The sequence below is a fragment of the Microbacterium oxydans genome, from assembly GCF_000956525.1.
Lineage (GTDB): Bacteria > Actinomycetota > Actinomycetes > Actinomycetales > Microbacteriaceae > Microbacterium > Microbacterium oxydans_A.
Window position 1 is genome coordinate 1,049,282 of record NZ_JYIW01000026.1, and the last position, 25,867, is coordinate 1,075,148.

The window sequence follows — 25,867 nt, forward strand, 5'->3', positions numbered from 1 at the left end:
TGAGGGCGCACGGTACGTCCGTACGCCCTCAGGTGCGGGAGCCGCCGTCACTATCCCTGGCCTCCCAGGGGGATCGACACACCGGGGATCGCCTTGAGCAGGCGGTCGGTGTACTCCTGCTGCGGATTCGCGAAGATCTCGTCCACGGTCCCCTGCTCCACGATCTTTCCTCGCTCCATGACGCAGACGAAGTCACTGGAGACGCGGACGACGGCGAGGTCGTGCGTGATGAAGAGATACGTCAGTTCGAGTTCCGACTGGAGCTCTGCGAGCAGCTTGAGGATCTGATCCTGAACGAGCACATCCAGAGCCGAGACCGCCTCATCGAGCACGACGATGTCCGGCTTGAGCGCGAGCGCGCGTGCGATCGCGACTCGCTGACGCTGACCGCCCGACAACTCGTTCGGATACCGGGTCGACAGGTCCCGCGGCAGCGACACCTGATCGAGGAGCTCGAGCACCCGTTCCCGTCGGGACGACTGGTCACCGATGCCATGGATGTTCAACGGCTCCGCGATCGTGTTGCCGATATTGCGCAGCGGATCCATCGAGCCGTACGGATCCTGGAACACCGGTTGCATACGTCGCCGAAGCCCGAACGACTGCGCGTTCGAGAGGTGCGACACGTCCTGGCCGTCGATCTCGATGAGACCGGACGTCGGTTCTTCGAGCTTCAGCACCATCTTGGCGACGGTCGATTTCCCCGAACCCGACTCTCCGACGAGCGCGAGCGTCTTGCCCTTCGGGATGTCGAAGGTGACATCGTCGACCGCACGGAACGCCTCACTGCGGAAGTTCCCCTGACGGATCCGATAGTCCTTCGTCAGCCCGGCGACCCGAACTGTCGGAGGAGCATCGGTGAGGTCGTCGACCGTCTTGATGCCACGGTCCTCGACGATCGCCTGGATGCGCTGCGAGGCGATGCTCGGCGCGGCGCCGACCAGTCGCTTCGTGTACGGATGCTGCGGATTCTCCAGAATCGCTCGACTGGGACCGGCCTCCACGATGTCGCCACCGTTCATCACGATGATCCGCTCCGCACGTTCTGCCGCGAGGCCGAGGTCGTGCGTGATGAGCAGCACCGCAGTGCCTCGATCGCGCGTCAACGACGCCATGTGATCGAGGATCACACGCTGGACCGTGACGTCGAGCGCGCTGGTCGGCTCATCGGCGATCAGCAGCTTCGGGTCAGCTGCAAGACCGATGCCGATCAGTGCTCGCTGACGCATACCCCCCGAGAACTGGTGCGGGTACTGGTGCAGGCGCCGCTCGGCATCCGCGAGTCCGGCCTGCTGCAACACCTCGACAGCACGGTCACGGACCTGACCACGCCCGGAGGCCAGGCCGTTCGCACGGACGGCTTCCTTGACCTGAAAACCGATCGACCAGACCGGGTTGAGGCTCGCCATCGGGTCCTGCGGCACGAAACCGATGTCCTTGCCCCGGACATCCTCGATCTCGTGGCGGTTGAGCGTCGTCAGCTCGCGACCCTCAAGCGTGACGCTGCCACCGGTCACCGTCCCCGTTCCAGGGAGCAGGTTGATGATCGCGGCCGCCGTCGTGGATTTGCCGGAACCCGACTCCCCCACGATGGCCACGGTCTCGCCCGCGTGAACGTCGAACGAGATGCCGTGGAGCACCTCTCGGGATCCGGCCTGCCCGCGGAACGCGACCTTGAGGTCGCGCACACTCAGGATCGGCTCGGTGGGCTGCTGTGCGTGAACGCTCATCGCTGTGCCCTCGCCTTCGGGTCGAGAGCGTCTCTGATGAGTTCGCCCAGCATGATGAACGCGAGCACGGTGATCGTGAGCGCGAGAGAGGGATAGATGAGCGACATCGGCGCGATTCGCAGCGACGTCTGGGCGTCGCTGATGTCCTTGCCCCACGACATCACGTCGCCACCGGCGCCACCGCCGAGTCCGACACCCAGGAATGTCAGTGTCGCCTCGGCGACGATCGCACCTGCGAGTGCGAGCGTCGCGAGCACGAGCAGCGGCGCGATCGCGTTCGGGAGCACGTGCGACAGCAGCGTGCGGAAGCGTGAGAGCCCCAGCGCGCGTGACGCCGTGACGAACTCCGCCTGGCGCACTCGAAGGATCTCAGCACGGACGACGCGGGCAGTCGATGCCCACGCGAATCCACCGATCGCGATCGACAGCGTCAGCACGTTGCGGAAGTCCGAGTACACCGTCATGACGACGACAGCAGCCAGCACATACGGGATCGAGAAGAAGATGTCGCCGATGCGGGACAGCACTGCATCGACCCAACCGCCGTAGTATCCGGCCAGCGCGCCCATGACCAGGCCGATGCCGGAGCCGATGATCGTGGAGATCAGGCCGACGCTCAGCGAAGTGCGGGATCCCCACACGATGCGCGCATAGATGTCGCATCCCTGGAAGGTGAAGCCGAGTGGATGCCCGGCTGCCGGACCGCCGTTCGAGTTGGCGAGCTCGCAGCCGTTGTTCGGCGGCGTCTGAGTGAACAGCGTGGGCCAGACGGCCATGAGCAGGACGATCCCGATGATGACGAGGGAGATCCAGAACATCGGGCGACGGCGCAGGTCATGCCAGCCGTCACGCCACAGGCTGGCGGGCTTGCCCGACACCACGACGGCGTCGGTCTTGGCGGGGGCCTTCGTCACCGGGGCGACGAAGTGATCGGATGGTTCAACTGACATAGCGAATCCTCGGGTCGAGCAGTCCGTAGAGCAGATCCACGAGCAGGTTGACGAGAACGTAGATGATCACGAACACCGTGACGAACGACACGATCGTGGGGCCCTCGTGCTTCAGCGTCGCGTGGAACAGGGTGTTTCCCACCCCTGGAATGTTGAAGATGAACTCGGTCACAGTCGCACCGACGAGCAGCACGCCGAAGTTCGTGGCCGAGTTCGTGATCACGGGGATCAGCGAGTTCCGCAGCACGTGCACGGGAATGACCCGACCACGGGAGAGTCCCTTGCTGTACGCCGTCCGCACCCAGTCCTGATTCAGTGTGTCGAGAACCGAGCCTCGCATCAGCCGCATACTGGTCGCGAAGAGGCTGAGACCGAGCACGATCGCCGGGAGCCACAGATCGTTCCAGTCGTTCTGACCGCCGACCGTGGCGCGGAACCAACCGAGCTTGATCGCCAGGAAGTACTGCGCGAGGAACGCGACGACGAAGATCGGCATCGACAGGAAGACGAGGGAGACGACGAGCGCACCGTTGTCGAAGAGCTTGCCCTTGCGCAGTGCGGAGAAGGTTCCCACGACGATCGCGAGCAGGAACTCGATGCCGATGGCCATGATCGCCAGGCGTCCGGTGATCGGGAGTGTCCGTGAGAGCACCTCGTTCACGGACTGGCCGGAGAAGGTGGTTCCCATGTCGCCCTGGAAGACGCCGAGGATGTAGTAGTAGTACTGCACGAGGAACGGTTCGTCCAGGTGATACTGCGCGCGGATCGCCTCGAGCAACGCGGGGGCCGGCGGCTTGTCACCGAACAACGCCGCAATGGGGTCGCCCGGCATGAGGAAGACGAGTGCGAAGATCAGCAGCGTCGAGCCGAAGAAAACGGGGACCAGCTGAAGCAGTCGTCGAATGATGTACGAGAACATCCCTCTCCTTTCATGGAGACGTTCCCAGGGGACACGGCTACGAGGCGGCGACGGTGATCGTCGCCGCCTCGCGGCTCAGTCCTCCATGGGGACTAGTTCGTCTTGGTGATCTCGTAGTAGAGCGGCACGGAGTTCCAGCCGAACACGACGTTGTCGACGTTCTCACCGAAACCACCGGACACGTTCTGGTACCACAGCGGCACAGCCGGGAGGTCCTTCAGCAGGATCTCCTGAGCCTTCTGGTAGTCCTCGATCGCCTTCGCGGGGTCGCTCGCCGATGCACCCTGCTCGAGCAGCGCGTCGAAGTCGGCGTTGGAGTAGTCGCCGTCGTTCGAGGAAGCACCCGTGGAGTACAGCGGGAACAGGAAGTTGTACAGACCCGGGTAGTCAGCCTGCCATCCGGAGCGGTTGGCGGTCTGGATCGTGCGCTTTCCGTCGGCGCCGCGCTCGTTGACCGTCGCACGCAGGGTCGCGAAGTCGACGAAGGGTGCTCCGGATGCCTCGATGCCGAGCGTGTTCTTGATCGAGTTCGAGACGGCGTCGACCCAAGCCTGGTGGGCGCTGTCCGAGTTGTACGCGATCTGGAAGGTTCCCGACCACGGCGAGATGGCGTCGGCCTCGGCCCACAGCTTCTTCGCCTCGTCAGGGTTGTACGTCAGCACGTCGGCTCCCTCGAGGGAATCGCTCCAGCCATCGAGCACCGGCGACGTGAAGTCGCTGGCGGGCGTGCGGGTGCCGTTGAAGATCTTGTCGGTGATCTCGTCGCGGTTGATCGCCATGGAGATGGCGGCACGACGGAGCTGGCCCTCTTCACCTGCGAAGTGCGCGACCTGCTCGCCGATCGTGAACGACTGGAAGATCGCGGCCGGCTGGTTGACGGCACGGTCACCGAGCTCGTCCTCGAACGTTGCGATCGAGGTGTCGGGGATCGCGTCGATCACGTCGAGCTCACCCGAGAGGAGATCAGCGTACGCAGCGTCGAGCGACGTGTAGAACGTGATCGTCAGACCACCGTTGACGACCTTGCGGTCACCCTTGTAGTCGTCGTTCTTGACGAGCGCGATGCTGACATCGTGCTGCCATGCTCCATCGCCGTCGAGCTTGTACGGGCCGTTGCCGATCGGGTTCTCACCGAAGGCGTCCATGTCGTCGAAGGCGACGTCGGGCAGCGGGTAGTACGCGGAGTATCCGAGGCGAGTCGCGAAGTCCGCCGCAACCGGCGAGGTCAGCTCGATCGTGAAGGACAGGTCGTCGACCTTCTTCAGACCGGTGAGCTCTGCGTCAGCCGTGTCGCTGTAGCCGACGATGTCGCTGAACCAGGACTGGTTGAGCTGCTTGTTCGAGAGCAGCGCGCCGTAGTTCCACGCCTTGATGAAGTTGTCGGCCAGCACGTCGGTGCCGTCGGTGAACTTCTGGTCTTTCTTGAGCTTGACCGTGATCTCGGTCGGGCTGTCGACCGTGATCTCCTCGGCCATGTCGTTGACGAGCGCGCCGTCGCCGTCATAGAACGCGAGTCCTGCGAAGATCGAGTCGAGGATCTTTCCACCGCCGACCTCGTTGGTGTTGGTCGGGATGAGCGGGTTCTCCGGCTCGGACCCGTTCGCGGTGACGACTGCGGTTGCATCGCCGGCGTTCGGCTTGCCGGAATCGGTGTCACCCGAGCTACCCGCGCAGCCCGCGAGCGCCATGGCGCCGATCGCGAACAGCGCGACGCCCGCGAGGGCGATCTTGTTGCGCTTCACTTTTGTCCTCCTGTGGACTCAAACGACATTCTGCGCGCTCGTAGTGGAGCGCGCAGGGATACATGAGCCTAACCCGGTGCAGCGCGAGTATCCCCACTCGGCTAATCAACCGTTACTGAGTGGTGACCATCTGTAACATCCGGGAAACACGCCGCAGCCACCTGAGGTGTTTGCCGTCTCACGAGTGAATCGCTACATTTGGCGGACCAATCGGAGGGAAGTCAACGATGACGAAGAAGAGAATCATGAGCGTGGCAGCGGGGGCTGCCTTGGTCGCAGGCATGGCACTGTCGGCACCGCTCGCCGCGCAGGCAGCGAGCGGGTGGGCGGGGGCCTACATCGAGAGCAGCCATTGCCAGGCTGATCGTCGCCTGTATGTGCAGGAGGGCTATTCGGTCGGCCCGTGTCAGAACCGTCCTGGACTCCCAGGACAGTGGTTCAGATGGTCGAACTGACAACTGGATGACCGCGGAATGGGCCGGCGGTCGCGAAGATCGCCGGCCCACTCTCGTTCATCCTCAGGCGAAAGCCTCCACTGGCGGGCACGCGCACACGAGGTTGCGGTCGCCGTACGCCTGGTCGATGCGGCGCACCGGCGGCCAGTACTTGCCGGCCACGAGCGCATGCACCGGGTAGGCCGCGTCCTCACGCGTGTAGGCGTGCTCCCACTCCCCCGCGATCAGCGACACCGCGGTGTGCGGAGCGTGCACGAGGGGGTTGTCGTCCGCGGGCCAGCGGCCGGCGGCCACGGCATCCGCTTCGGCCTTGATCATGATCATGGCCTCGATGAAGCGCTCGATCTCAGCGAGGTCCTCCGATTCCGTCGGCTCGACCATCAGCGTGCCCGCGACCGGGAACGACATGGTCGGCGCGTGGAAGCCGTAGTCGATGAGCCGCTTCGCGACGTCGTCGACCGTGATGCCCGTGGCCTCCTTGAGCGGACGCAGATCCAGGATGCACTCGTGCGCCACGCGACCGTTCTCACCCGCATAGAGCACCGGATAGTGCTCGCCGAGGCGAGCTGCGATGTAGTTCGCGGAGAGCACGGCGGCCGCGGTCGCCTGACGGAGGCCGTCCGCCCCCATCATGCGCACGTAGGCCCAGGAGATCGGCAGGACGCCGGCCGAACCGTACGGCGCTGCCGAGACGACACCGCCCTCGAACACGAAGCCGCCGGCGTGCTCGGCGCGCTGCGCGAGCGGATGCGAGGGCAGGAACGGCGCGAGGTGCGCCTTCGCCGCCACCGGGCCGACACCAGGCCCGCCACCACCGTGCGGGATCGCGAACGTCTTGTGCAGGTTCAGGTGCGAGACGTCGCCGCCGAGGTCGCCGAACCGCGCATAGCCGAGCAGCGCGTTGAGGTTCGCGCCGTCGACGTACACCTGTCCACCGGCGTCATGCACCGCGGTGGTGATCTCGACCACGTCCTGCTCGTACACGCCGTGCGTCGACGGGTACGTGATCATGAGCGCCGAGAGCTCATCAGCATGGTTCGCGATCTTGGCCCGCAGGTCGTCGAGGTCGACGTTGCCGAGCTCGTCGCATGCGACCACGACCACCTTCATGCCGGCGAGCACAGCGGATGCCGCGTTCGTGCCGTGTGCCGATGACGGGATCAGGCACACGGTGCGCTGGTCGTCGCCGTTCGCGAGGTGATAGCCGCGGATCGCGAGGAGCCCTGCGAGCTCGCCCTGCGAGCCGGCGTTCGGCTGCAGCGAGACCGCGTCGTACCCAGTCACCTCGGCGAGCCAGCCCTCGAGCTGCTCGATGAGGTCGAGATACCCCTGCACGTCGGACGCAGGAGCGAACGGGTGGATGCCGGCGAACGCGGGCCACGTGATCGCCGCCATCTCCGTGGCAGCGTTGAGCTTCATCGTGCACGAGCCGAGCGGGATCATGCCCCGATCGAGCGCGTAGTCGCGGTCGGCGAGGCTCTTGAGGTAGCGCATCATGGCCGTCTCGCTGCGGTGCGCGTGGAAGACCGGGTGCGTGAGGAACTCCTCGACACGACGCAGTTCCTCCGGGAGGGCGTCGCCTGCGCCGCCGAAGCCGAACGCGCGCTCCTGCCTGCCACCGAAGACCATGGCGACCTGGTGCAGCTCGGCGGTCGTCGTGGTCTCGTCGACCGAGATCCCGACGGTGTCCGCGTCGACCGCACGGAGCAGGATGCCGTAGCCGTGGTGCGCCTGTGCCACGTACTCGGCCGCCCGCCCCGGGACCAGCACCTGCAACGTGTCGAAGAAGGCTTCGTTGGCGACCTCGATGCCGGCCTCGACCAGCCAGTCACGCAGCAGCGTGGTCTTCGTCGCGACGTCGCGGGCGATCGCCTGCAGTCCGTCCGGACCGTGATAGACCGCGTACATCGACGCCATGACGGCCAGCAGCACCTGCGCGGTGCAGATGTTGCTGGTGGCCTTCTCGCGACGGATGTGCTGCTCGCGCGTCTGCAGCGAGAGGCGGTAGGCGGGCTTGCCGTCGGCATCCACCGAGACACCGACGAGTCGGCCGGGAAGCTGCCGCTCGAGTCCTGCACGCACGGCCATGTAGCCGGCGTGCGGACCGCCGAAGCCCATCGGCACGCCGAAGCGCTGGGTCGTGCCCACCGCGACATCGGCGCCGAATGAGCCTGGCGAGGAGATGAGCGTCAGCGCCAGGAGGTCGGCCGCGACGACCGCGAGGCCGCCCGCGAGATGGGCTGCGTCGATCACTGCCGACGGGTTCCACACGCGGCCGGAGGCGCCGGGGTACTGGACGAACACCCCGAACAGCTCGGCGGGCAGTTCATCGCCTGCGGCGAAGTCCACCGACACGAGCTCGATGCCGACGGCATCCGCACGCGTGGCGAGCAGCGCCTTGGTCTGCGGCAGTGCATCCGCATCGACGGCGAACACGGGGCTCTTCGACTTCGATGCTCGGCGTGCCAGCAGCATCCCCTCGGCGACGGCGGTCGACTCGTCGAGCATCGACGCGTTCGCGGTCGACAGCCCGGTGAGGTCGGCGACCATCGTCTGGAAGTTGATGAGCGCCTCGAGACGGCCCTGTGAGATCTCCGGCTGATACGGGGTGTAGGCCGTGTACCAGGACGGGTTCTCGAGCACGTTCCGCTGGATCACCTGCGGCGTGATGGTGCCGAAGTAGCCGAGACCGATCATCGGCCGGTTCACGGTGTTCCTGGAGGCGAGGGCGCGCAGCTCCTGCAACGCCTCGGTCTCACTCGCTGCCGCGGGGATGATGCTGTCGATCGCCGAGCCGGTCGATGGCTCGGTGAAGATCGACGCCGGGACGGCCTGGCGCATCAACGTGTCGATGGGGCTCTGGGAGCCATCCGCGGCAGAGGACTGAGCGACCCCGAGCGCGTCCAGCATCTGGCGCTGGGCGTCGGCCGTGGGTCCGATGTGACGATCGGCGAAGGTGACCACTGCTCGATCAGCCCTCCGTCAGAGCGACGTACGCGTCACGGTCGAGCAGACCGTCGATTGCGCCGTCCGCGACCGTCACCTTGATCAGCCACCCGCCGGCGAAGGGCTCGGCGTTGACCAGGGAGGGGTCGTCGACGACCGCGTCGTTGATCTCGACGACGGTGCCGGCGACGGGAGCGTAGAGCTCGCCGACCGACTTCGTGGACTCGATCTCGCCGACCACGGCGCCGGCCGTGATCTCGGTGCCGACTGCCGGCAGCTCGACGAACACGACATCGCCGAGCTTCTCAGCGGCGAAGTCGGTGATCCCGATCGTGAGCACCTGGGTTCCCGAACCCGTCGAAGGATCCGCCGAGATCCACTCGTGCTCTTCGGTGTAGTGCAGTGCGTTGAGGTCGGTCATTTTGTCCTCCGGTAGAAAGGCAGGGCGGTCACGGTCGCGGGGATCTTCGTCCCACGCACATCCAGGAATACGGTCGTTCCCGCTTCCGCGGAAGCAGGCGTCAGATAGGCCATCGCGATGGGATGACCCAAGGTCGGGCTGAGCGCCCCGCTGGTGATCTCACCGAGCACGGCACCGTCATCGTCGACGACCGCGTACCCGGCTCGGCCGGCGCGCTTGCCCTCGGCGACGAGCCCGACGAGCACCGGTGCGTCAGGCGCGGCATCCACGGCGTCCTTGCCGACGAAGCTCTCCTTGTCGGCCACGACCACGCGACCGAGACCGGCCTGCGCCGGCTTCGTGTCGAGCGTCAGCTCGTGTCCGTACAACGGCATCCCCGCCTCGAGTCGCAGTGTGTCGCGCGCGGCGAGGCCGGCCGGCACGAGGCCGTGCGGGGCACCGGCGACGATGAGTGCGTCCCACAGGGCGGGAGCATCCGACGCGCGCACCATCAACTCGAACCCGTCTTCCCCGGTGTACCCGGTGCGCGCGATCAGCAGCGGCTCACCCAGGAACAGCGCGTCGGCCCACGCGTAGTACTTCTGCTCCGCCCACGGGGTGCTGAGCTCGGTGATGCCTTCGGTCGCCGCGACGATGGCCTGCGCGGCAGGGCCCTGTACGGCGAGCAGTGCGAAGGAATCGGAGACGTCCTCGACGTCGACCCCTCGATCTCCGATGAATCCGGCGAAGCTGCGCTCCTCGTCCGGCCCGCGGGCAGGAAGTGCACGCTCGAGAAGCGAGGGGAAGGATCGCACGCGCGAGGCGAGAGCGGCATCGACGTATCCGCGATTGTCCGCGTTGGCGATCACGAGGTAGCGGTCTTCCGCGATCCGGTACACGATGACATCGTCGACGATCCCGCCCGCCTCGGCGAGCACCAACGAGTACTTCGCCTTCCCGATCGGCATCGTGGAGAGGCGGCCCGCGAGCGCGTAGTCGAGGAACGCCGCTGCGCTCTCCCCGGTGACGAGGAACTCCGCCATGTGCGAGATGTCGAAGATGCCCGCTGCCTGGCGCACCGCGTGATGCTCGGCGAGGTCGGACGTGTAGCGCACCGGCATCTGCCAGCCGCCGAAGTCGGTGAACGACGCACCGAGCGCCTCATGGCGGTCGCGCAGCGGAGTGAAGCGGGGGTCGGACATGGAGTTCTCCCGTGCTCGGTCGGGCGGAGCAGCGATACGGCTACTCCTCGGAACTCCCCCTCTGTCATGGGCCTGAGAGTTTCACCCAGTCGCGGAGGCGGGGCTTTCACCGTCGGCGGACCCCGATGAGATCGAGATCGCTTTTCAGAGTGGCCGGAACCGCGCGGTACGCATACCTGAGAGATTGGCGGGGAGGCTTGCTCCTTCGGTGCCCGGCTGCGTTCGCCGGGGCTCTCCCGCGTGGGTCATTCGGCCTGTCTTCAGTTGTGGGATCAGTCTAGCCGGATGCCTCGTCAGGATGAGAGCGCGTTCCGGTCGCAGTTCGTGTCGCCCGCGACGAGCGCGGGCGGCGGCAACTGCGACCGGAACAGGAGCGCCTGGACGGATGCTCAGCTCCCCGCGAGCTCCGCACGCACCTCGTCGCGGAGGCGGCCGAGGTTGTCGGGCTCCGGAGCCGCCCCGAGCAGCGTCTTGGTGTAGTCGTGCTGCGGGTTCAGGATGACCTCGTCGGCGGGCCCTCGTTCGACCACGTCGCCGTGATAGAGCACCATGATCTCGTCGGAGAAGTGCCGCGCGGTCGCGAGGTCGTGCGTGATGTACAGCACGCCGAGGTTCTCCTCCCGCTGCAGTTCGGCGAGCAGGTTCAGCACGCCGAGACGGATCGACACGTCGAGCATCGACACGGGCTCGTCAGCCACGATGAACCGGGCGCCGGGGGCGAGTGCCCGCGCGATCGCGACACGCTGACGCTGCCCGCCGGACAGCTCGTGCGGACGCCGCTCGGCGAAGCTCTCTGCCGGCGACAGCTTGACGCGGTCGAGCAGCTCGAGCGCGCGCTCCCGCACCTGCGCGCCGGACCACTTCGGGTGGTGCAGCCGCAGCGGTCGCTCGAGGTGATGGACGATCGTGTGGAAGGGGTTCAGCGAGGCGAACGGGTCCTGGAAGACCATCTGCACATCGGAGCGGTAGCGCGCGAGCGCGCTGCCCCGCGTTCCTGAGGGCTTCCCGTCGAGCAGGATCTCGCCGCTCGTCGGCGTCTCGAGCTTCATCAGCATCCGCGCGATCGTGGACTTGCCGGAGCCGGACTCCCCCACCAGGGCGACCGTCTTCCCAGGCGCGAGGGTGAAGGACACGTCCTTCACCGCGTGCAGGGTGGTGGTCTTGAACCCGGACCGCAGCTGGAAGTCCTTCACCAGGTTGCGTGCCTCGAGTGTGGTCGTGGCGACCGCGGCATCCGTCTTCGTGCTCATCGGACCTGCTCCTGACTCTGCTGTGCACCGGTGCGGACGAAGTCGCCCCGGTCGCCCTTCAACGAGGGGAAGCTCGACAGCAGCTTCTTCGTGTACTCGTGCTGGGGGGTGCGGTAGATCTCCTCCGCCGTGCCCTCCTCGACGATCTGGCCCTGCAGCATCACCGCGATCCGGTCACTGATCTCGATCAGCATCGGCAGGTCATGGGTGATGAAGATGACGGCGAACCCGAGCCGCTCGCGCAGCCGCATGATCTCGCGGATGATGCCGCGCTGCACGACCACGTCGAGCGCTGTGGTGGGCTCGTCCATGATCATGACCTGCGGGTCGAGCGCGAGCGCCATCGCGATCATCATGCGCTGGCGCATGCCGCCGGAGAGCTCGTGCGGGAAGCTCGTCAGGCGAGACGGATCCACCCCGACCAGTGTGAGCAGTTCCTCGGCCCTGGCGGTCTTGTCCTTCTTGCTCATGCCCGGGCGATGCGTGTCGAAGATGTCGAAGATCTGCGCCTTCACGCTGATCACCGGGTTCAACGAGTTCATCGCACCCTGGAACACCATCGAGATCTTGTCCCAGCGGAAGGCGCGGAGCCCCTCGCCGTCGAGGCCGACGATGTCGATGTCATGACCGTCGCGGTCGTGGAACACGATCTCGCCGCCGGTCATCAGCGCCGGCGCCTTCAGCAGGCGGTTCATGCCGTACGCGAGCGTGGTCTTGCCGCAACCCGATTCGCCGGCGACGCCGAGGATCTCACCCCGGTGCAGCGTGAGCGACACGTTGCGGACAGCCTTCACCGGCGGGTCGACCTCGTATTCGATCGAGACGTTCCGTGCGGTGAGAACGGGGTCGCTCATGCCGTGACTCCCTTCGTCTTGGCAGCCTTGCGCACGCGGCGGGCGGCGTCGGGGGCGTTGCGGAGCTTCGGGTTGATGACCTCGTCGATCGCGAAGTTGATGAGGGCGAGTCCGGCGCCGAGCACGGCGATCATGACTCCTGGCGGGATGAACCACCACCAGGCTCCTCGTCCGAGCGCCTGGCCCGACTGGGCATCGTTGAGGATCGTGCCCCACGTGATCGAGGAGTTCGGTCCGAGGCCGAGGTACGACAGGCCGGCCTCGCCGAGGATCGCGAAGATGATCGCGAAGAGGAACTGCGCAGTGAGCAACGGCAGCAGGTTCGGCATGATCTCGACCAGGATGACCCGGAACGAGCGCTCCCCCGCGACCTTCGCGGCGTACACGTAGTCGCGAGTGCGGAGCGACCGGGTCTGCAGGCGCAGCACGTACGCGGCGCCGGCCCACGACGTGATGCCGAGCACGAACGCGACCAGCTGCCAGCTGCGCTGCGGGACGAACGAGGCGATCACCATGACGAGCGGCAGGCCGGGGATCACGATCATGACGTTGGTGATCAGCGCGAGGCCGTCTTCACGCCAACCGCCGAGGTAGCCGGCGAGCACACCGAAGACCAGCGAGAGCACGATCGCGATGGCTCCGGCGACGAGTCCGACCAGGAGCGATCCCTGCGCGCCGATCGCGAGCTGCGCGAACATGTCGTTGCCGAGCTTGGTCGTGCCGAGCCAGTGCTCGGCCGATGGCGCCTCGAGCGCCGGGTTGTCGGTGCTGCGCGGATTCTGCGAGAAGATCGGCGCGATGATCGCGAACAGCACGATCGCCAGCACCAGCACCGCTCCGACGATGAACTTCGGCGAGCGGCTCGGGAGGAGACCGCGACCCTTGCGCTTCTTGTGCGTCGCGAGCGTGATCGTGCTCGCGGGCGACGTGGTGGGCTGATCCTTCACGATCAGCGTCGAGGTCGTGTCGGTGTCAGACATTCTGGCGAGCCCTCGGGTCGATGAATCCGTAGACGAGATCCATGATGAAATTGGCGGCGAGCACCGTGATCGTGATGACCAGGAAGAGTCCCTGCATCAGTGCGTAGTCGTTGTTGGTCACGGCCTGGAACATCAGCTTGCCGATGCCCGGGTAGGTGAAGACCTGCTCCATGACGATGGAGCCGGCCACGACGAAGCCGAGCGTGATCGAGAACCCGGCGATCGACGGGATCGCGGCGTTGCGTGCGGCATACGTGGTGAGGATGCGCCGCGGGCGCAGCCCCTTCGCCTCTGCCGTGAGCACGTAGTCCTCGGCGAGCGTCGACACCATCATGTTGCGCATGCCGAACAGCCAGCCACCGACCGAGCTGATCACGACGGTGAGCGCCGGGAGGATGGCATGCGAGAGCGCGTTCGAGAAGAACGCCCACGTGGGCTCCGGTCCGTCCGGGAAGTCGAAGACGTCGTAGCCGCCGAAGATCGGGAACCAGCCGAGCCCGACCGCGAAGACCGCGACCAGCAGCAGCGCCATCCAGAAGTACGGAATCGACTGCAGGACCGTGGTCGCCGGGATCAGGTGGTCGACCCAGGTGCCGCGCTTCCACCCCGTCCAGGCGCCGAGCACGACGCCGAGGATGAAGGAGATCACCGTGGCCGTGCCGACGAGGATGAGCGTCCAGGGCAACGCCTGGCCGATCAGGTCGGCGACCGGGGTCGGGAACTTCGTCACCGAGACGCCGAGGTCGCCTTGGAACATGCGTCCCCAATACGAGAGGTACTGCTCCCAGAGCGAGGAATCATCACCGCCGAGCAGGAGCTTGATGTTGCGGATCGTGGTCTCGGAGACCTCGCCGCCCGCTCGCTGCATCTTGGCGATCATGATGTCCGCCGGGTTCCCCGGCATGAGCCGGGGAAGCAGGAAGTTGATGGAGATCGCGGCCCACAGCGTGAACGCGTAGAACCCGATCCTTCGTGCATAGAACTTCATGTCACTCGATCCTTGACTTCCTGCTTCCCCGACCGCGGCCGGTTACTTCGCCGGCTGCAGCTGCGTCAGGACGTAGCCTGCCGCGATCGCACCCCAGGACGGCGGGAAGGCGTAGAGGTGATCCTCGGTCGGCCATCCCGTGAAGTCCTTCGTGTTGTAGAAGGTCTGCGTCGCGTTGATCACGAGCGGGATGTACGGCAGGTCGCGGACGATCTCGGTCTGGATCGTGCCGTAGAGCTCCTTCTTGGTCGCCTCGTCGTTCGTGGCCTCGGCAGCCTTGATCGCTGTGTCGACCGTCGGGTTGCTGTACCGGCTGAAGTTCCAGCGTCCGGTCGGCACCTCGGCACCTACGGGACCGGTGGAGCCGACCTCGGTCCCACCGAACCAGTCGCGGTAGATCTGGAAGGGGTCGGCCACAGAGGTGCCGATGACGCCGCCGACGATCAGCTGGAAGTCACCGCTCTGACGCGAGTCGGAGAACTCCTGCCACTGCACGGTCGAGGCGTTGACCTTGATGCCGGCTGCCGCGGCCTGCTCTGCGATCAGCTTCGCCGCGTCGTTGTAGTCGGTCCACCCGTCGACCGAGGTCAGGGTGAGCTCGAGCGGCACGCCGTCCTTCGCGTAGAAGTCGCCGTCCTTGGTGTACCCGGCCGCCTCGAGGATCTTCCCCGCCTCTGCGGCGTTCGCCTCCTGGGGGCTGACCGCGTTGGCCTCGTCCGCGACCCACTTCTCGTCGCGGGGCAGCAGTGCGAACGTCGGGGAGATGTCACCGGTGAGACCGACGAACGCCTTGTCCTTGATGGCGCCGCGGTCGATCGCGACGTTGAGCGCCTGGCGCACTGCGACGTCGGTCTGCGGGCCGGTGCAGCCGAGCTCCGCGTTGGAGCAGGTGTAGAGGACGGTCGGGTCCTGCGGCGTGTTGATCCAGTCGATCGCGCCGTTGGCCGTCACATCGTCCGGGTTCGGGATGAACATGCCCGTCCAGTCGAGCTTGCCTGCGGCGAGCAGGTCCTGCGCGGTCTGGTTGTTGTCGACCGCGATGTATTGAACCTTCTTGACGCCGAGCTCGTCGGCGTCGCGGTAGTTCTCGTTCGCGACCAGGGTGTACGACTCGCTCGTGGTCTTGTCGACCACGTACGGGCCGGAGCCGACCGGCTCCTCGTTCGCGAAGTTCGCGTAGTCGCTGACATCCGCCCAGATGTGCTCCGGAAGGATGTACGTCGACCCCAGACGCTGGAACTCGGTGGTGTACTGCGCCGAGTCGTACGTCAGCACAACGGTCGTGTCGTCGGTAGCCTCTGCGGAGACGAGCCCGTTGCCCTCGGGGTTGTTGGCGTCGTACTCGAACGAGAACGCGACGTCCTTCGCAGTGAGGGGCTCGCCGTCGCTCCACTTGAGGTCGGGCTTGATGGTGATCGTGATCGCCGTGCCGTCCTCGTTGTACTCGTACGAGTCGCCGATCATGCCGACGGGCTCGGAGTCCGCGGTCTTGTTGAAGAAGAAGAGCGGTTCGTAGATCGGGCCGAGCGCGCCGTGGAGCACGGTCGGTGCGAAGGGGTTGTAGTTCGCGGTGATCGGGGTCTGGCTGCCGGCCCAGACGCGAAGGGCACGGTCGCCGTTCGCATCGCCGTCGCCACTGCCGCCCGAACCGCAGGCGGTCAGACCCAGAACGAGGACGGATGCCCCCGCTACCGCGGTGAGCGCGATCTTGCGCTTGCCTGTACGGATCATTCTTGTTTCCTCTCGGTGCTGCACTGCAGGAGGGGTTCTCCGGTTGGATTCGACCCTCGGGGGTGGATCGGCGCCCCCGCGAGGGCTTCCTTCCCTCGGAACGGGTTTGTTAGGACAGTAACCTAACAAAACACGCACTGGTGGACAAGCGTTCTCCGGACGCCCGCATAACGTTTCGGACTCGGCGCAATCCGTCGTCACGAAGTCGCACTAAGGGTCGCCATGACACTAAGATCGATCATGGAGGTTAAGGTGTCTATGACTCGAACCGAGGAGATCCGCGTCGCCGTGTCGACCGTGATCCTGACGCTGCGCGCATCCGCCGGCGGTGAGCCCGGGCTGTCGCTGCCGCTCGTCCGCCGCACCCGTGAGCCGTTCGCCGACCGTTGGGCGCTCCCGGGCGGGTGGCTCACCGCCACGGAGGCTCCGGTCGACGCCTCAGCCCGAACGCTCGCCGAGACGACCGGCCTCGCCCCCAGCTATCTCGAGCAGCTGTACGCCTTCGGGGCCGTCGACCGCTCCCCCACCCGCGTCGTGTCCATCGTGTACTGGGCACTGCTGCGGCAGGACGATGTGGTCGCGCAGAGCGCCGCCCACCTGGCATCCGGCCGCGCACCCGAGAACGTGCAGTGGTTCGATGTCGACCAGCTGCCTGAACTCGCCTTCGACCACGCCAAGATCATCGAGTACGCACTCTGGCGACTCCGCAACAAGGTGGGGTACAGCCGCGTCGCGCATGGCTTCCTTCCAGCGGAGTTCACCCTCGCCGACCTTCGCGAGGCCTACGAGGCCATCCTCGGCAAGAGCCTCGACCCCGCCAACTTCCGCCGACAGGTCGAAGCCGGTGGCAACCTGCTCCCGACCGATCGCTTCCGCACGGGCAACCACCGTCCCGCACGCCTGTACCGCTACAACACCGATGTCGAGCTGGCCGATCGCGGCCCGCTCGGTCCCGAAGAATCGAGCACGCGATGAGCATCACCTTCGTCCCGACCCCGGCCGTCCCGCCGGTCGACGCCTCCGTCGATCACGCGATCCAGGACATCGTCGCCGGCACCTCCACGGATGCGACCTGCGCGACCGATCTCGCCGCAGGCCCCTGGGACTTCGATACGCGCCCCGGGTACGGCCCCGGCTCCTCGATGGGTGACGTGATCCCCACCGGGTCGCCGCGCCAGGGCGAGCTCCCCGCCGCGTATCGCGAGGCATCCGAAGAAGAACTCGACGAGCGCGTGCGCGCTGCGAAGGCCACCCTCGGCGACCGCGTCGTGATCCTCGGGCATTTCTACCAGCGCGAAGAGGTCGTGCGGCATGCGGACTACGTCGGCGACTCGTTCCAGCTCGCGACCGCGGCGAAGGGACGACCGGATGCCGAGGCGATCGTGTTCTGCGGGGTGCACTTCATGGCCGAGACCGCCGATCTCCTCTCCGGACCGGAGCAGGCTGTCATCCTCCCCAACCTCGCCGCCGGGTGCTCGATGGCTGACATGGCCGACATCGACCAGGTGGAGGACTGCTGGGAGCAGCTTGCAGAGGTCCTCGGAGATCTCGATGCGGAGGACGCCGATGGGCGCGTCCCCGTCATCCCCGTGACGTACATGAACTCATCCGCGGCGATCAAGGGCTTCGTCGGCCGTCACGGCGGGATCGTCTGCACCTCGTCGAACGCGCAGACGGTGCTCGAATGGGCATTCGCCCGCGGACGCCGGGTGCTGTTCTTCCCCGACCAGCACCTCGGCCGCAACACGGCGAAGGCGATGGGCGTGCCGCTCGAGCAGATGCCGATGTGGAACCCGCGCCGCCCGCTGGGCGGCTCCACCGCCGAGGAACTGCACGACTCGCGGGTGATCCTGTGGCACGGCTTCTGCTCGGTGCACCGACGCTTCACCGTCGGACAGATCGACCAGGCGCGCGCCGAGCACCCCGGCGTGCGGGTGATCGTTCACCCGGAGTGCCCGATGGAGGTCGTGGATGCCGCTGATGAGGCGGGCTCCACCGACTACATCCGCCGCGCGATCGACGCCGCAACGGAGCCCACGGCGTTCGCCATCGGCACGGAGATCAATCTCGTGCGTCGTCTCGCCGCGCAGTACCCGCAGCACGAGATCTTCTGCCTCGACCCTGTCGTCTGCCCGTGCTCGACGATGTACCGCATCCACCCCGGCTATCTCGCCTGGGTGCTCGAAGAACTGGTCGCCGGCCGCACCCCGAACCGGATCACCGTCAGCGCGGATGTCGCCGATCCCGCACGCATCGCCCTCGAGCGCATGCTCGCCGCCAAGCCGCCGGTTCCGGTCGGTGCATGATGCAGGTCATCGTCGTCGGCGCAGGGATCGCCGGTCTCACCGCCGCGCTGCACGCACATGAGTCCGGTCACAGCGTCACGATCGTGACGAAGGGCCGGCTCGGCGACGGCAGCACCCGGTACGCCCAGGGCGGGGTCGCCGGCGTCTACGGTCCGGGCGACTCGGCGGCGCAGCACGCGGCGGACACCCTCGTCGCCGGCGCAGATCTGTCGGACGCCGCGGCCGTCGAGGTGCTCGTGACGGACGGCGCCGCTCGTATCGCCGAGCTGATCGCGCGCGGCGTGGCCTTCGACCGCGACGCCGACGGCCAGCTGCTGCTCGGCCGCGAGGCGGCGCACAGCCACGCGCGCATCGTGCATGCCGGCGGCGACGCCACCGGAGCGGCGATCTCGCTGGCGCTGGCCGACGCGGTGCGATCGACGGAGATCAGGATCGTCCAGGACGCATTCCTGCTGGACCTGCTGCGGAGCGACGGTGCCGTGCGCGGCATCCGGCTGCTGATCGATGGCGACGAACGGCAGTTGGACGCGGATGCCGTGGTGCTCGCGACGGGCGGTGCAGGACACCTGTACGCGCACACCACGAACCCCGCCGGCATCACCGGCGACGGCATCGCCGCAGCGCTGCGGGCAGGGGCGGCGGTCAGCGACCTGGAGTTCATGCAGTTCCACCCGACCGTGCTGGCGGCAGGGCCGGCGTTCCTCATCTCGGAAGCCGTGCGCGGCGAGGGTGCGACGCTGATCGATGCCGCCGGACGGCGTTTCGCGTTCGACGCGCACCCGGACGGCGAGCTCGCCCCGCGCGATGTGGTGTCACGGGCGATCGCTCGACAGGCGGTGGCACAGGGCTCTCCCGTGCGGCTCGACGCGACCATGCTGGGCGCGGACCTGCTCGCGCGGCGCTTCCCCACGATCGACCGCGTCACCCGCGAGCGCGGATTCGACTGGGCCGGCGAGCCGATCCCGGTCACCCCTGCCGCGCACTACCTGATGGGCGGCATCGACACCGATCTCGACGGTCGCACCACGATCACCGGCCTCTTCGCGGTCGGCGAGACAGCCCGCACCGGGGTGCACGGCGCGAACCGCCTCGCGTCGAACTCCCTCCTCGAGGGTGCCGTGTTCGGCGCGCGAGCCGCCGCCGCGCTGGGCCGCCCTTGGCCTGCGGCGTCGACGGCCGCGTTCCGGTCGCAGTTCGCGCCGCTTCCGACGCCCGCGAGCGGCAGCAATCGCGACCGGAACACCGTCGTCGAGCCGGCCGAGTTCTCGCGAGCCGCCCTGCAGCGGCTCATGTGGGAGCTGGTGGGACTGCTCAGGACGGATGCCGGACTCGGCGACGCCCTCGCGACCATCCGCGCGTGGCGAGACCTCGTCCCCGCTCCGCGCACGCTGTCCGAGCACGAGGATGCGAACCTGCTGCTGCTCGCGGAGGCGACCACGACCGCCGCGCTCGCCCGAACCGCATCCGTCGGCGCCCATTTCCGCGTCGCGGAGCCCGTCGAATCCCCCACCGTCGAAGCCCCCGTCCTGGAGACCGTCTGATGCTCACTGCTGCTACCCTCACCCGCGTCGTCAGCGCCGCTCTCGAGGAGGATGCCCCGTGGGGCGACCTGACGAGTGTCACCCTGATCCCGGCAGTCGCCACCGCGACCGCAGATCTCGTCGCTCGCGAACCCGGCGTCTTCAGCGGCGGCGAGGTCTTCACGTCCGCCTTCACGCTGACCGATCCAACGGTCGTGGTCGACCTGCACGTCGGCGACGGCGACGAGTTCACCCCCGGTGATGTGCTCGCCTCGGTCTCGGGCCCCGCCCGCAGCATCCTCACCGCCGAGCGCGTCGCACTGAACTTCACGCAGCGGATGAGCGGCATCGCGACCCTGACCGCCGCCTACGTGCGCGCTGTCGAGGGCACGAACGCGCGCATCGCCGACACTCGCAAGACCACCCCAGGGCTCCGCGCCTTCGAGCGCCATGCGGTGTTGTCCGGCGGCGGCAGCAACCATCGTTTCTCGCTGTCGGATGCCGTGATGGCGAAGGACAACCACCTCGCAGTCCTCACGCGTTCCGGTATCGACGTCGCGTCGGCGCTGCGCGAGGCGCTGACCAGATTGCCCCACACGACGCATGTCGTCGTCGAGGTGGATCATCTCGACCAGATCCCCGCGGTGCTCGACGGCGGTGCGCACACCGTGCTGCTCGACAACTTCTCGCTCGACGATCTGCGTGCAGGCGTCGCACTGATCGGCGATCGTGCGAACGCCGAGGCATCCGGTGGGGTGTCGCTGGAGACCGTCGGCGAGATCGCGGCGACCGGCGTCGATGTGATCTCGGTCGGCGCGCTCACGCACTCGGCGCGCGCGCTCGATCTCGGGCTGGACGTGCAGATCGCCTGATGCTGTACCTCGATCACGCCGCGACTTCTCCGGTGCGTCCGGAGGTGCTCGAGGCGATGCGCCCGTACCTGACTGGCGTGTTCGGCAACCCCTCGAGCCATCACACCGCCGGCGAGGCTGCGGCGAGCGCGCTGGAGGACGCGCGAGCACGGGTCGCTCGGGTCCTGGGGATGCGCGCGGGCGATGTCATCTTCACCGCCGGCGGCACCGAGGCCAACAATCTCGCGGTCAAGGGCATCGCCCTCGCGGCGCTGGCTCGTGAGCGACGACACCTCGTGGTCTCCCCCATCGAACACGAGTCGATCCTCGAATCGGCGGAGTACCTGCGGCGCTTCCACGGGTTCGACGTGACCGAGATCGCCGTCGATGCCCCCGGGCGCATCGCCCCGGAGGCGCTGCGCGAGGCCCTCAGAGAGGACACGGCGGTCATCTCACTCGGACACGCGAACAACGAGATCGGCACGGTGCAGGATGCCGCGGCCCTCACCGCCGTCGCGCGCGCCGCCGGCATTCCGCTGCATCTCGACGCCGTGCAGTCGGCCGGCTGGATCGCCCTCCGCGACCTCGCCGCGGATGCGATGTCGATCGCAGGACATAAGCTCGGGGCACCCAAGGGGATCGGCGCCTTGGCCGTTCGCGGGCGTGTGCCGCTGGAGCCGCTGTTGCACGGCGGCGGCCAGGAGCGCGGACGCCGGTCGGGCACCGAGAACGTGGCAGGGGCCGTGGCGCTCGCGACAGCGCTGGACCTCGCCGACGCTGAACGCGAGGCGGTGTCCGCCACGGTGGGCGCGGCGACCGCGCGCTTCATCGCCGCCGTGCTGGCCGGTGTACCGCACGCCGAGCTGACCGGTGACGCCGACCATCGCCTGCCGGCGACGGCCAGCTTCACCTTCGCGGGGACGAGCGGGGAGGCCGTGCTGCTCGAGCTCGAGCGACGCGGGGTGATCTCCTCGAGCGGCTCTGCGTGCGCTGCCGGCAGCGACGAACCGTCGCACGTGCTGCTCGCCTGCGGCATCTCGGCTGAGGTCGCCCAGACCTCGGTGCGATTCACCTTCGGTCGCGAACCGCTGCCGGAGGATGCGCCAGTGCGTCTCGCAGCCCTGGTCGCCGATGCCGTGCGGGCGGTCTCCGCCTGACGCAGCGGCCATAGAATCGGCGGGTGACTGCATCCGACCCGATCGTGACGGTGATCGTCCCAGGGCGCGACATCGCCCCCTTCGCTCCGGCCGCACTGGCCTCGCTCGTGGCGCAGACCGAGCCGCGCTGGCGCGCGATCCTCATCGACGACGGCTCGACGGACGACACCGGACGGATCTTCGCGGATGCCGCGGCCTCCGACCCGCGCTTCACGGTCGTCCGGCACGAGGCCTCCCGTGGGCTGGGGGCCGCGCGCAACGTCGCCCTCGACCTCGTCGAGACGCCATACGTCGGCTTCCTCGACGCAGACGACGAGCTCACTCCGACCGCGCTCGCCAGGCTGACCGGCACGCTCGAGCGGACCGGCAGCGACTTCGTGGTCGGCGCGTACGTGCGCCTGCGCCCCGAGGGCGACGGCTACACCGAGGGGCGTGTGCAGCCGTGGGTCGCCGCGGCGACCGAACCGGAGCGGCTCGCCACCTCGATCGACGAGCACCCTCGAGCATCCGCCAACATCGTCGCGTGGTCGAAGCTGAGCCGCATCGAACTCTGGGACGACCTGCGCTTCCCCGAGGGCGTCGCCTATGAGGATCAGGTGGTGGCGCAGCTGATGTACACGCGGGCTCGCGCCTTCGATGTGATCCCGGACGTCGTCGTGCGGTGGCGCGTCCGCGCCGACGGCACATCGATCACACAGGGCAAGGCGCAGCTGTCGGTGCTGCGCGACTACATCGGCGCGCTGCGCGGCGGCATCAGAGTGCTGCACGAGGCCGGCGCGGTACAGGCCGTCACCGCCCGCCTCGACCTGATCCTGGTGATGGACATCCCGCCCCTGCTCGAGATCGCCGCCTCGCACACCGATCCCTCGTACGCGCTCGAGGTCGACGCCTTCCTCGACGAGCTGCGCGCACTGCCCGAGTACGCGGACGCCGCGCCCGACCCGACACTGACCGCCGGCCTCGCCTGGTGACAGGAGCCATCATGAACACGTTTCTCGCAGACCTCTTCTCGCTCGACGGCCGCACAGCGGTCGTGACCGGCGGCAGCTCGGGGATCGGACGCGGCATCGCGACCGCGCTCGCCCGCGCCGGGGCTGCGACCGTGATCGTCGCCCGCGGCGAGGACCGCATCGTGCAGACCGTCGACGAGCTGCAGTCACTCGGATGCCGCGCGGCCGGCGTCGTCGGCGACCTGAGCACCCGCGCCGGGATCCATGCCGTCGCCGATGCCGCCGTCGAACCGTTCGGCGAGCCAGACATCCTGGTGAACTCCGCCGGCATCAACATCCGGCCGAACTATGCCGAGATCACGGAGGACGACTGGGACGCGACGATGACCGTGAACGCGCTTGCCCCGTTCCTGCTCGGGCAGCGCTACGCGACAGGGATGGCCGAGCGCGGATTCGGGCGTCTCATCCACATCAGCTCGCAGCAGGCGCATCGGGCGTTCGTCGGCAGCGGCATCTACGGCGCTTCGAAGGGCGCGGTCGAGTCGCTCATGCGCTCGGAAGCCGAGGCGTGGGGCGGCACCGGCGTCACGAGCAACACGCTCGTGCCGGGGTTCGTGCTCACCCCGCTGAACGCCCGCCTGCAGCAGGACGCCGAGAAGGTCGCTGCCCTCGCGGCGCGCACCATGATCGGGCGGAACGGCATGCCGGAGGACTTCGCCGCGGCGGCGGTGTTCCTCGCGGGTGCCGGCGCCGGGTACATCACCGGGCACTCGCTGTTCGTCGACGGCGGCCTCTCGGTGCACTGACCCGCAGGGGTCGCCCTCGCCTCAGGCGTGCTCGGGATATGTCCGCTCATCGACCTGCGGACCGTCGAGCAGTGGGACGGATGCGGTGAGCGTCGCCACCGCATCCTCACCCACCGAATCAGTCGGCGCCCGGTCGGCCCGACGGTCGGTGAACGCAGCCCGGACCCCGCCGGTCACGGCTTCCTCCACCACCGCTTCGGTCGTGAGCACACGAGAGGCGGCCACCTGCTGCGCTGCGAGCTCGGCGTACAGCCCGCCCTTCGCGAGGAGCTCGGCGTGCGTGCCGGACTCGACGATCCGTCCTGCCTCGAGCACATGGATCACGTCCGCGCCCATCACGGTGGACAGCCGGTGCGCGATCGACAGCGTGGTGCGTCCGCGCGCCGCCTCGTCGAGGGCTTCCTGCACCACTCGCTCCGACACCGTGTCGAGGGCTGAGGTCGCCTCGTCGAGCAGCAGCACCGGCGGATCCTTCAGCAGCACGCGGGCGATCGCGATCCGCTGCTTCTCGCCGCCGGAGAGGCGATAGCCGCGTTCGCCGACGACCGTGTCGTAGCCGTCCTCGAATCCCGCGATGATGTGGTGGATGTTCGCAGCCGTGCACGCCGCGATCAGTTCCTCCTCGGTCGCCCCGGGCTTGGCGTAGAGCAGGTTCTCCCTGATCGTGGCGTGGAACAGGTACGTCTCCTGCGACACGATGCCGACGTCGTCGATGATCGACTCCTGCGTGAGGGTTCGCACGTCGGCCCCGGCGAACAGCACCGAGCCGCTGTGCGCCTCGTACAGCCGGGGCGCGAGATACAGCACCGTCGTCTTGCCGGCGCCGGACGGCCCGACGAATGCGACATGCTGCCCCGGCTCCGCCGTGAAGGAGACCCCCTGGAGCGTCGGGCGGGCGTCGGCGGTCGCATCCGGGTACCGGAACACGACGTCGGCGAACTCGATCCGCCCGCGGGGACCCGGCGCCTCGGCGACGGCGATGGCGTTCGGAGCATCCTGGATCTCCGGGACGAGGTCGAGATACTCGAAGATGCGCGCGAACAGTGCCGAAGAGGTCTGCAGGTCGAGCGAGACGCGCATGAGGCCCATCAGCGGCTGCAGCAGCCGCGCCTGGACCGTCGTGAACGCGACGACGGTGCCTGCCGTGATGGCACCGGCGCCGCCGGCGATCAGATAGCCGGAGACGAGATAGATCACCGCGGGAACGCTGGCCATCAGCACCTGGACGACCGCGAAGAACCCCTGACCGCTCATCGCCCGTCGCACCTGCAGCGTCACCTGGTTGCGGTTCTCAGCCTGGTATCGCGCCGACTCGGTGCGCTGCCGGTTGAACGCCTTCGACAGCAGCATCCCCGAGACGCTCAGCGTCTCCTGCGTGATCGTCGTCAGCTCGGACAGCGACTCCTGCGTCTCTCCCGCGATCCGTGCGCGCACCTGGCCGACCTTGCGCTGCACCACGATCAGGAAAGGCATCAGCACGACCGCGATCAGCGTGAGCCGCCAATCGATCAGGATCATGGCCACGAGCGAGGCGATCACGGTGACGACGTTGCCGAGGATGCTCGTCACGGTGTTCGTCAGCACTCCGGACACACCGCCGACGTCGTTCTGCAGGCGCGACTGGATGACCCCTGTCTTGGTGCGGGTGAAGAATCCGAGCTCCATGGCCTGGAGATGCTCGAACAGACGAACCCGCAGATCACCGGTCACGCTGTTGCCCACGGTCGAGGTGAGCCAGGTCTGGCCGACCCCGAGCACCGCGGAGAACAGGAACAGCCCCACCATCGCGACGACGAGCCAGATCAGCAGTTGGATCCGGGGACCGCTCCCGTCGACCGGGAAGAGCGCGTCATCGAAGATCCGCTGCACCAGCAGTGGCGGGATCACGGCGATCGCAGCACCGACGATCACGAGGATGCCGGTGAAGAAGATCCGCAGCTTGTAGGCCCGGAACAGCGTGACCACGCGCGCGCCGAGCCCGCTGATGCTCGGCGCCTCGGCGTTCTGCCTGCGCTGCGCCGCCTCATCGACGCCTCGGAACCCGCCTCGACCGCCGCCACCCATGCTCATGTCGCCAGCGTAGTCATGGCATCCCACATCAGGGTCGACCCAGCCCACCCTGAACGGATC

21 protein-coding genes and 1 riboswitch are annotated in these 25,867 nt (G+C 67.7%); of the genes, 8 read left to right on the top strand and 13 right to left on the bottom strand.

Annotated elements, in window-relative coordinates:
• Positions 1-50: 50 nt before the first annotated feature.
• The 4 genes from RS83_RS17645 to RS83_RS17660 form a co-directional block, all read right to left on the bottom strand.
• Positions 51-1,730 carry a dipeptide ABC transporter ATP-binding protein gene (locus RS83_RS17645; protein ID WP_045280724.1) on the bottom strand — a complete coding sequence of 560 codons (1,680 nt, stop codon included), beginning with the start codon at positions 1,728-1,730 and terminating at the stop codon, positions 51-53.
• Positions 1,727-2,680, bottom strand: coding sequence for an ABC transporter permease (locus RS83_RS17650; protein WP_045280725.1), 954 nt, complete (start codon positions 2,678-2,680; stop codon positions 1,727-1,729). The genes RS83_RS17645 and RS83_RS17650 overlap by 4 nt, the downstream gene beginning before the upstream one ends.
• The gene (locus RS83_RS17655; RefSeq protein WP_045280726.1) at positions 2,670-3,599 is read right to left on the bottom strand and encodes an ABC transporter permease; all 930 of its coding nucleotides are present in this window, start codon (positions 3,597-3,599) and stop codon (positions 2,670-2,672) included. Before RS83_RS17655 ends, RS83_RS17650 begins: the two co-directional genes overlap by 11 nt.
• A gap of 92 nt (positions 3,600-3,691) precedes the next feature.
• On the bottom strand, positions 3,692-5,341 hold the full coding sequence (locus RS83_RS17660) for a peptide ABC transporter substrate-binding protein (protein WP_045280727.1): 1,650 nt from the start codon (positions 5,339-5,341) through the stop codon (positions 3,692-3,694).
• Between the two features lie 245 nt (positions 5,342-5,586).
• Here RS83_RS17660 and RS83_RS18865 point away from each other — a divergent pair, with 245 nt between their 5' ends.
• Positions 5,587-5,796 carry a hypothetical protein gene (locus RS83_RS18865; protein WP_156153246.1) on the top strand — a complete coding sequence of 70 codons (210 nt, stop codon included), beginning with the start codon at positions 5,587-5,589 and terminating at the stop codon, positions 5,794-5,796.
• A gap of 63 nt (positions 5,797-5,859) precedes the next feature.
• Here the strand turns inward: RS83_RS18865 and gcvP are convergent, their stop codons facing one another.
• The 8 genes from gcvP to RS83_RS17700 form a co-directional block, all read right to left on the bottom strand.
• Entirely contained in the window at positions 5,860-8,706 is a 2,847-nt protein-coding gene (gcvP, locus tag RS83_RS17665; RefSeq protein ID WP_045280960.1) for an aminomethyl-transferring glycine dehydrogenase, read from the bottom strand.
• Positions 8,707-8,767: 61 nt separating this feature from the next.
• Complete coding sequence (gene gcvH, locus RS83_RS17670) at positions 8,768-9,163, bottom strand: glycine cleavage system protein GcvH (protein ID WP_045280728.1); 396 nt, start codon at positions 9,161-9,163, stop codon at positions 8,768-8,770.
• Positions 9,160-10,344, bottom strand: a complete 1,185-nt coding sequence (locus RS83_RS17675; RefSeq protein WP_045280729.1) for a glycine cleavage system aminomethyltransferase GcvT — start codon at positions 10,342-10,344, stop codon at positions 9,160-9,162. Before RS83_RS17675 ends, gcvH begins: the two co-directional genes overlap by 4 nt.
• Positions 10,345-10,498: 154 nt before the next feature.
• Positions 10,499-10,593: riboswitch (glycine riboswitch) on the bottom strand.
• 140 nt (positions 10,594-10,733) lie between these two features.
• Complete coding sequence (locus RS83_RS17680) at positions 10,734-11,594, bottom strand: ABC transporter ATP-binding protein (protein ID WP_045280730.1); 861 nt, start codon at positions 11,592-11,594, stop codon at positions 10,734-10,736.
• On the bottom strand, positions 11,591-12,448 hold the full coding sequence (locus RS83_RS17685; RefSeq protein ID WP_045280731.1) for an ABC transporter ATP-binding protein: 858 nt from the start codon (positions 12,446-12,448) through the stop codon (positions 11,591-11,593). Before RS83_RS17685 ends, RS83_RS17680 begins: the two co-directional genes overlap by 4 nt.
• Entirely contained in the window at positions 12,445-13,428 is a 984-nt protein-coding gene (locus RS83_RS17690) for an ABC transporter permease (RefSeq protein ID WP_045280732.1), read from the bottom strand. Before RS83_RS17690 ends, RS83_RS17685 begins: the two co-directional genes overlap by 4 nt.
• Positions 13,421-14,416 carry an ABC transporter permease gene (locus RS83_RS17695; RefSeq protein WP_045280733.1) on the bottom strand — a complete coding sequence of 332 codons (996 nt, stop codon included), beginning with the start codon at positions 14,414-14,416 and terminating at the stop codon, positions 13,421-13,423. The genes RS83_RS17690 and RS83_RS17695 overlap by 8 nt, the downstream gene beginning before the upstream one ends.
• Before the next feature lie 42 nt (positions 14,417-14,458).
• Positions 14,459-16,147 (bottom strand): ABC transporter substrate-binding protein, encoded by a 1,689-nt coding sequence (locus tag RS83_RS17700; RefSeq protein WP_045280734.1) that lies wholly within the window; start codon positions 16,145-16,147, stop codon positions 14,459-14,461.
• Between the two features lie 258 nt (positions 16,148-16,405).
• Between RS83_RS17700 and RS83_RS17705 the strand changes: the two genes are divergently transcribed.
• The 7 genes from RS83_RS17705 to RS83_RS17735 are packed head-to-tail and all read left to right on the top strand — an operon-like array spanning position 16,406 to position 23,737.
• Positions 16,406-17,122, top strand: a complete 717-nt coding sequence (locus RS83_RS17705; protein ID WP_045280735.1) for an NUDIX hydrolase — start codon at positions 16,406-16,408, stop codon at positions 17,120-17,122.
• Positions 17,119-18,453, top strand: a complete 1,335-nt coding sequence (nadA, locus tag RS83_RS17710; RefSeq protein ID WP_045280736.1) for a quinolinate synthase NadA — start codon at positions 17,119-17,121, stop codon at positions 18,451-18,453. Before RS83_RS17705 ends, nadA begins: the two co-directional genes overlap by 4 nt.
• On the top strand, positions 18,450-19,994 hold the full coding sequence (nadB, locus tag RS83_RS17715; protein ID WP_045280737.1) for an L-aspartate oxidase: 1,545 nt from the start codon (positions 18,450-18,452) through the stop codon (positions 19,992-19,994). The genes nadA and nadB overlap by 4 nt, the downstream gene beginning before the upstream one ends.
• Complete coding sequence (gene nadC, locus RS83_RS17720) at positions 19,994-20,845, top strand: carboxylating nicotinate-nucleotide diphosphorylase (protein ID WP_045280738.1); 852 nt, start codon at positions 19,994-19,996, stop codon at positions 20,843-20,845. The genes nadB and nadC overlap by 1 nt, the downstream gene beginning before the upstream one ends.
• Complete coding sequence (locus tag RS83_RS17725) at positions 20,845-21,981, top strand: cysteine desulfurase family protein (RefSeq protein ID WP_045280739.1); 1,137 nt, start codon at positions 20,845-20,847, stop codon at positions 21,979-21,981. The genes nadC and RS83_RS17725 overlap by 1 nt, the downstream gene beginning before the upstream one ends.
• Before the next feature lie 23 nt (positions 21,982-22,004).
• A complete protein-coding gene (locus RS83_RS17730; protein WP_045280740.1) occupies positions 22,005-22,952 on the top strand; it encodes a glycosyltransferase family 2 protein in 948 nt (315 codons plus the stop codon).
• A gap of 11 nt (positions 22,953-22,963) precedes the next feature.
• The gene (locus RS83_RS17735; RefSeq protein WP_045280741.1) at positions 22,964-23,737 is read left to right on the top strand and encodes an SDR family NAD(P)-dependent oxidoreductase; all 774 of its coding nucleotides are present in this window, start codon (positions 22,964-22,966) and stop codon (positions 23,735-23,737) included.
• 21 nt (positions 23,738-23,758) lie between these two features.
• Here the strand turns inward: RS83_RS17735 and RS83_RS17740 are convergent, their stop codons facing one another.
• The gene (locus RS83_RS17740; RefSeq protein WP_419760998.1) at positions 23,759-25,801 is read right to left on the bottom strand and encodes an ABC transporter ATP-binding protein; all 2,043 of its coding nucleotides are present in this window, start codon (positions 25,799-25,801) and stop codon (positions 23,759-23,761) included.
• Positions 25,802-25,867: the final 66 nt, after the last annotated feature.

Bases quoted from the DNA above. Each gene is read 5' to 3' on its own strand.
- RS83_RS17725 (WP_045280739.1), top strand. From the start codon at position 20,845: ATGCTGTACCTCGATCACGCCGCGACTTCTCCGGTGCGTCCGGAGGTG.
- RS83_RS17695 (WP_045280733.1), bottom strand. From the start codon at position 14,416: ATGAAGTTCTATGCACGAAGGATCGGGTTCTACGCGTTCACGCTGTGG.
- RS83_RS17740 (WP_419760998.1), bottom strand. From the start codon at position 25,801: ATGGGTGGCGGCGGTCGAGGCGGGTTCCGAGGCGTCGATGAGGCGGCG.
- gcvP (WP_045280960.1), bottom strand. From the start codon at position 8,706: ATGCTGGACGCGCTCGGGGTCGCTCAGTCCTCTGCCGCGGATGGCTCC.
- RS83_RS17680 (WP_045280730.1), bottom strand. From the start codon at position 11,594: ATGAGCACGAAGACGGATGCCGCGGTCGCCACGACCACACTCGAGGCA.
- RS83_RS17645 (WP_045280724.1), bottom strand. From the start codon at position 1,730: ATGAGCGTTCACGCACAGCAGCCCACCGAGCCGATCCTGAGTGTGCGC.
- nadA (WP_045280736.1), top strand. From the start codon at position 17,119: ATGAGCATCACCTTCGTCCCGACCCCGGCCGTCCCGCCGGTCGACGCC.
- RS83_RS17700 (WP_045280734.1), bottom strand. From the start codon at position 16,147: ATGATCCGTACAGGCAAGCGCAAGATCGCGCTCACCGCGGTAGCGGGG.
- RS83_RS17685 (WP_045280731.1), bottom strand. From the start codon at position 12,448: ATGAGCGACCCCGTTCTCACCGCACGGAACGTCTCGATCGAATACGAG.
- RS83_RS17735 (WP_045280741.1), top strand. From the start codon at position 22,964: ATGAACACGTTTCTCGCAGACCTCTTCTCGCTCGACGGCCGCACAGCG.
- RS83_RS17655 (WP_045280726.1), bottom strand. From the start codon at position 3,599: ATGTTCTCGTACATCATTCGACGACTGCTTCAGCTGGTCCCCGTTTTC.
- nadB (WP_045280737.1), top strand. From the start codon at position 18,450: ATGATGCAGGTCATCGTCGTCGGCGCAGGGATCGCCGGTCTCACCGCC.
- RS83_RS17690 (WP_045280732.1), bottom strand. From the start codon at position 13,428: ATGTCTGACACCGACACGACCTCGACGCTGATCGTGAAGGATCAGCCC.
- nadC (WP_045280738.1), top strand. From the start codon at position 19,994: ATGCTCACTGCTGCTACCCTCACCCGCGTCGTCAGCGCCGCTCTCGAG.
- gcvH (WP_045280728.1), bottom strand. From the start codon at position 9,163: ATGACCGACCTCAACGCACTGCACTACACCGAAGAGCACGAGTGGATC.
- RS83_RS17650 (WP_045280725.1), bottom strand. From the start codon at position 2,680: ATGTCAGTTGAACCATCCGATCACTTCGTCGCCCCGGTGACGAAGGCC.
- RS83_RS17705 (WP_045280735.1), top strand. From the start codon at position 16,406: ATGACTCGAACCGAGGAGATCCGCGTCGCCGTGTCGACCGTGATCCTG.
- RS83_RS17675 (WP_045280729.1), bottom strand. From the start codon at position 10,344: ATGTCCGACCCCCGCTTCACTCCGCTGCGCGACCGCCATGAGGCGCTC.
- RS83_RS18865 (WP_156153246.1), top strand. From the start codon at position 5,587: ATGAGCGTGGCAGCGGGGGCTGCCTTGGTCGCAGGCATGGCACTGTCG.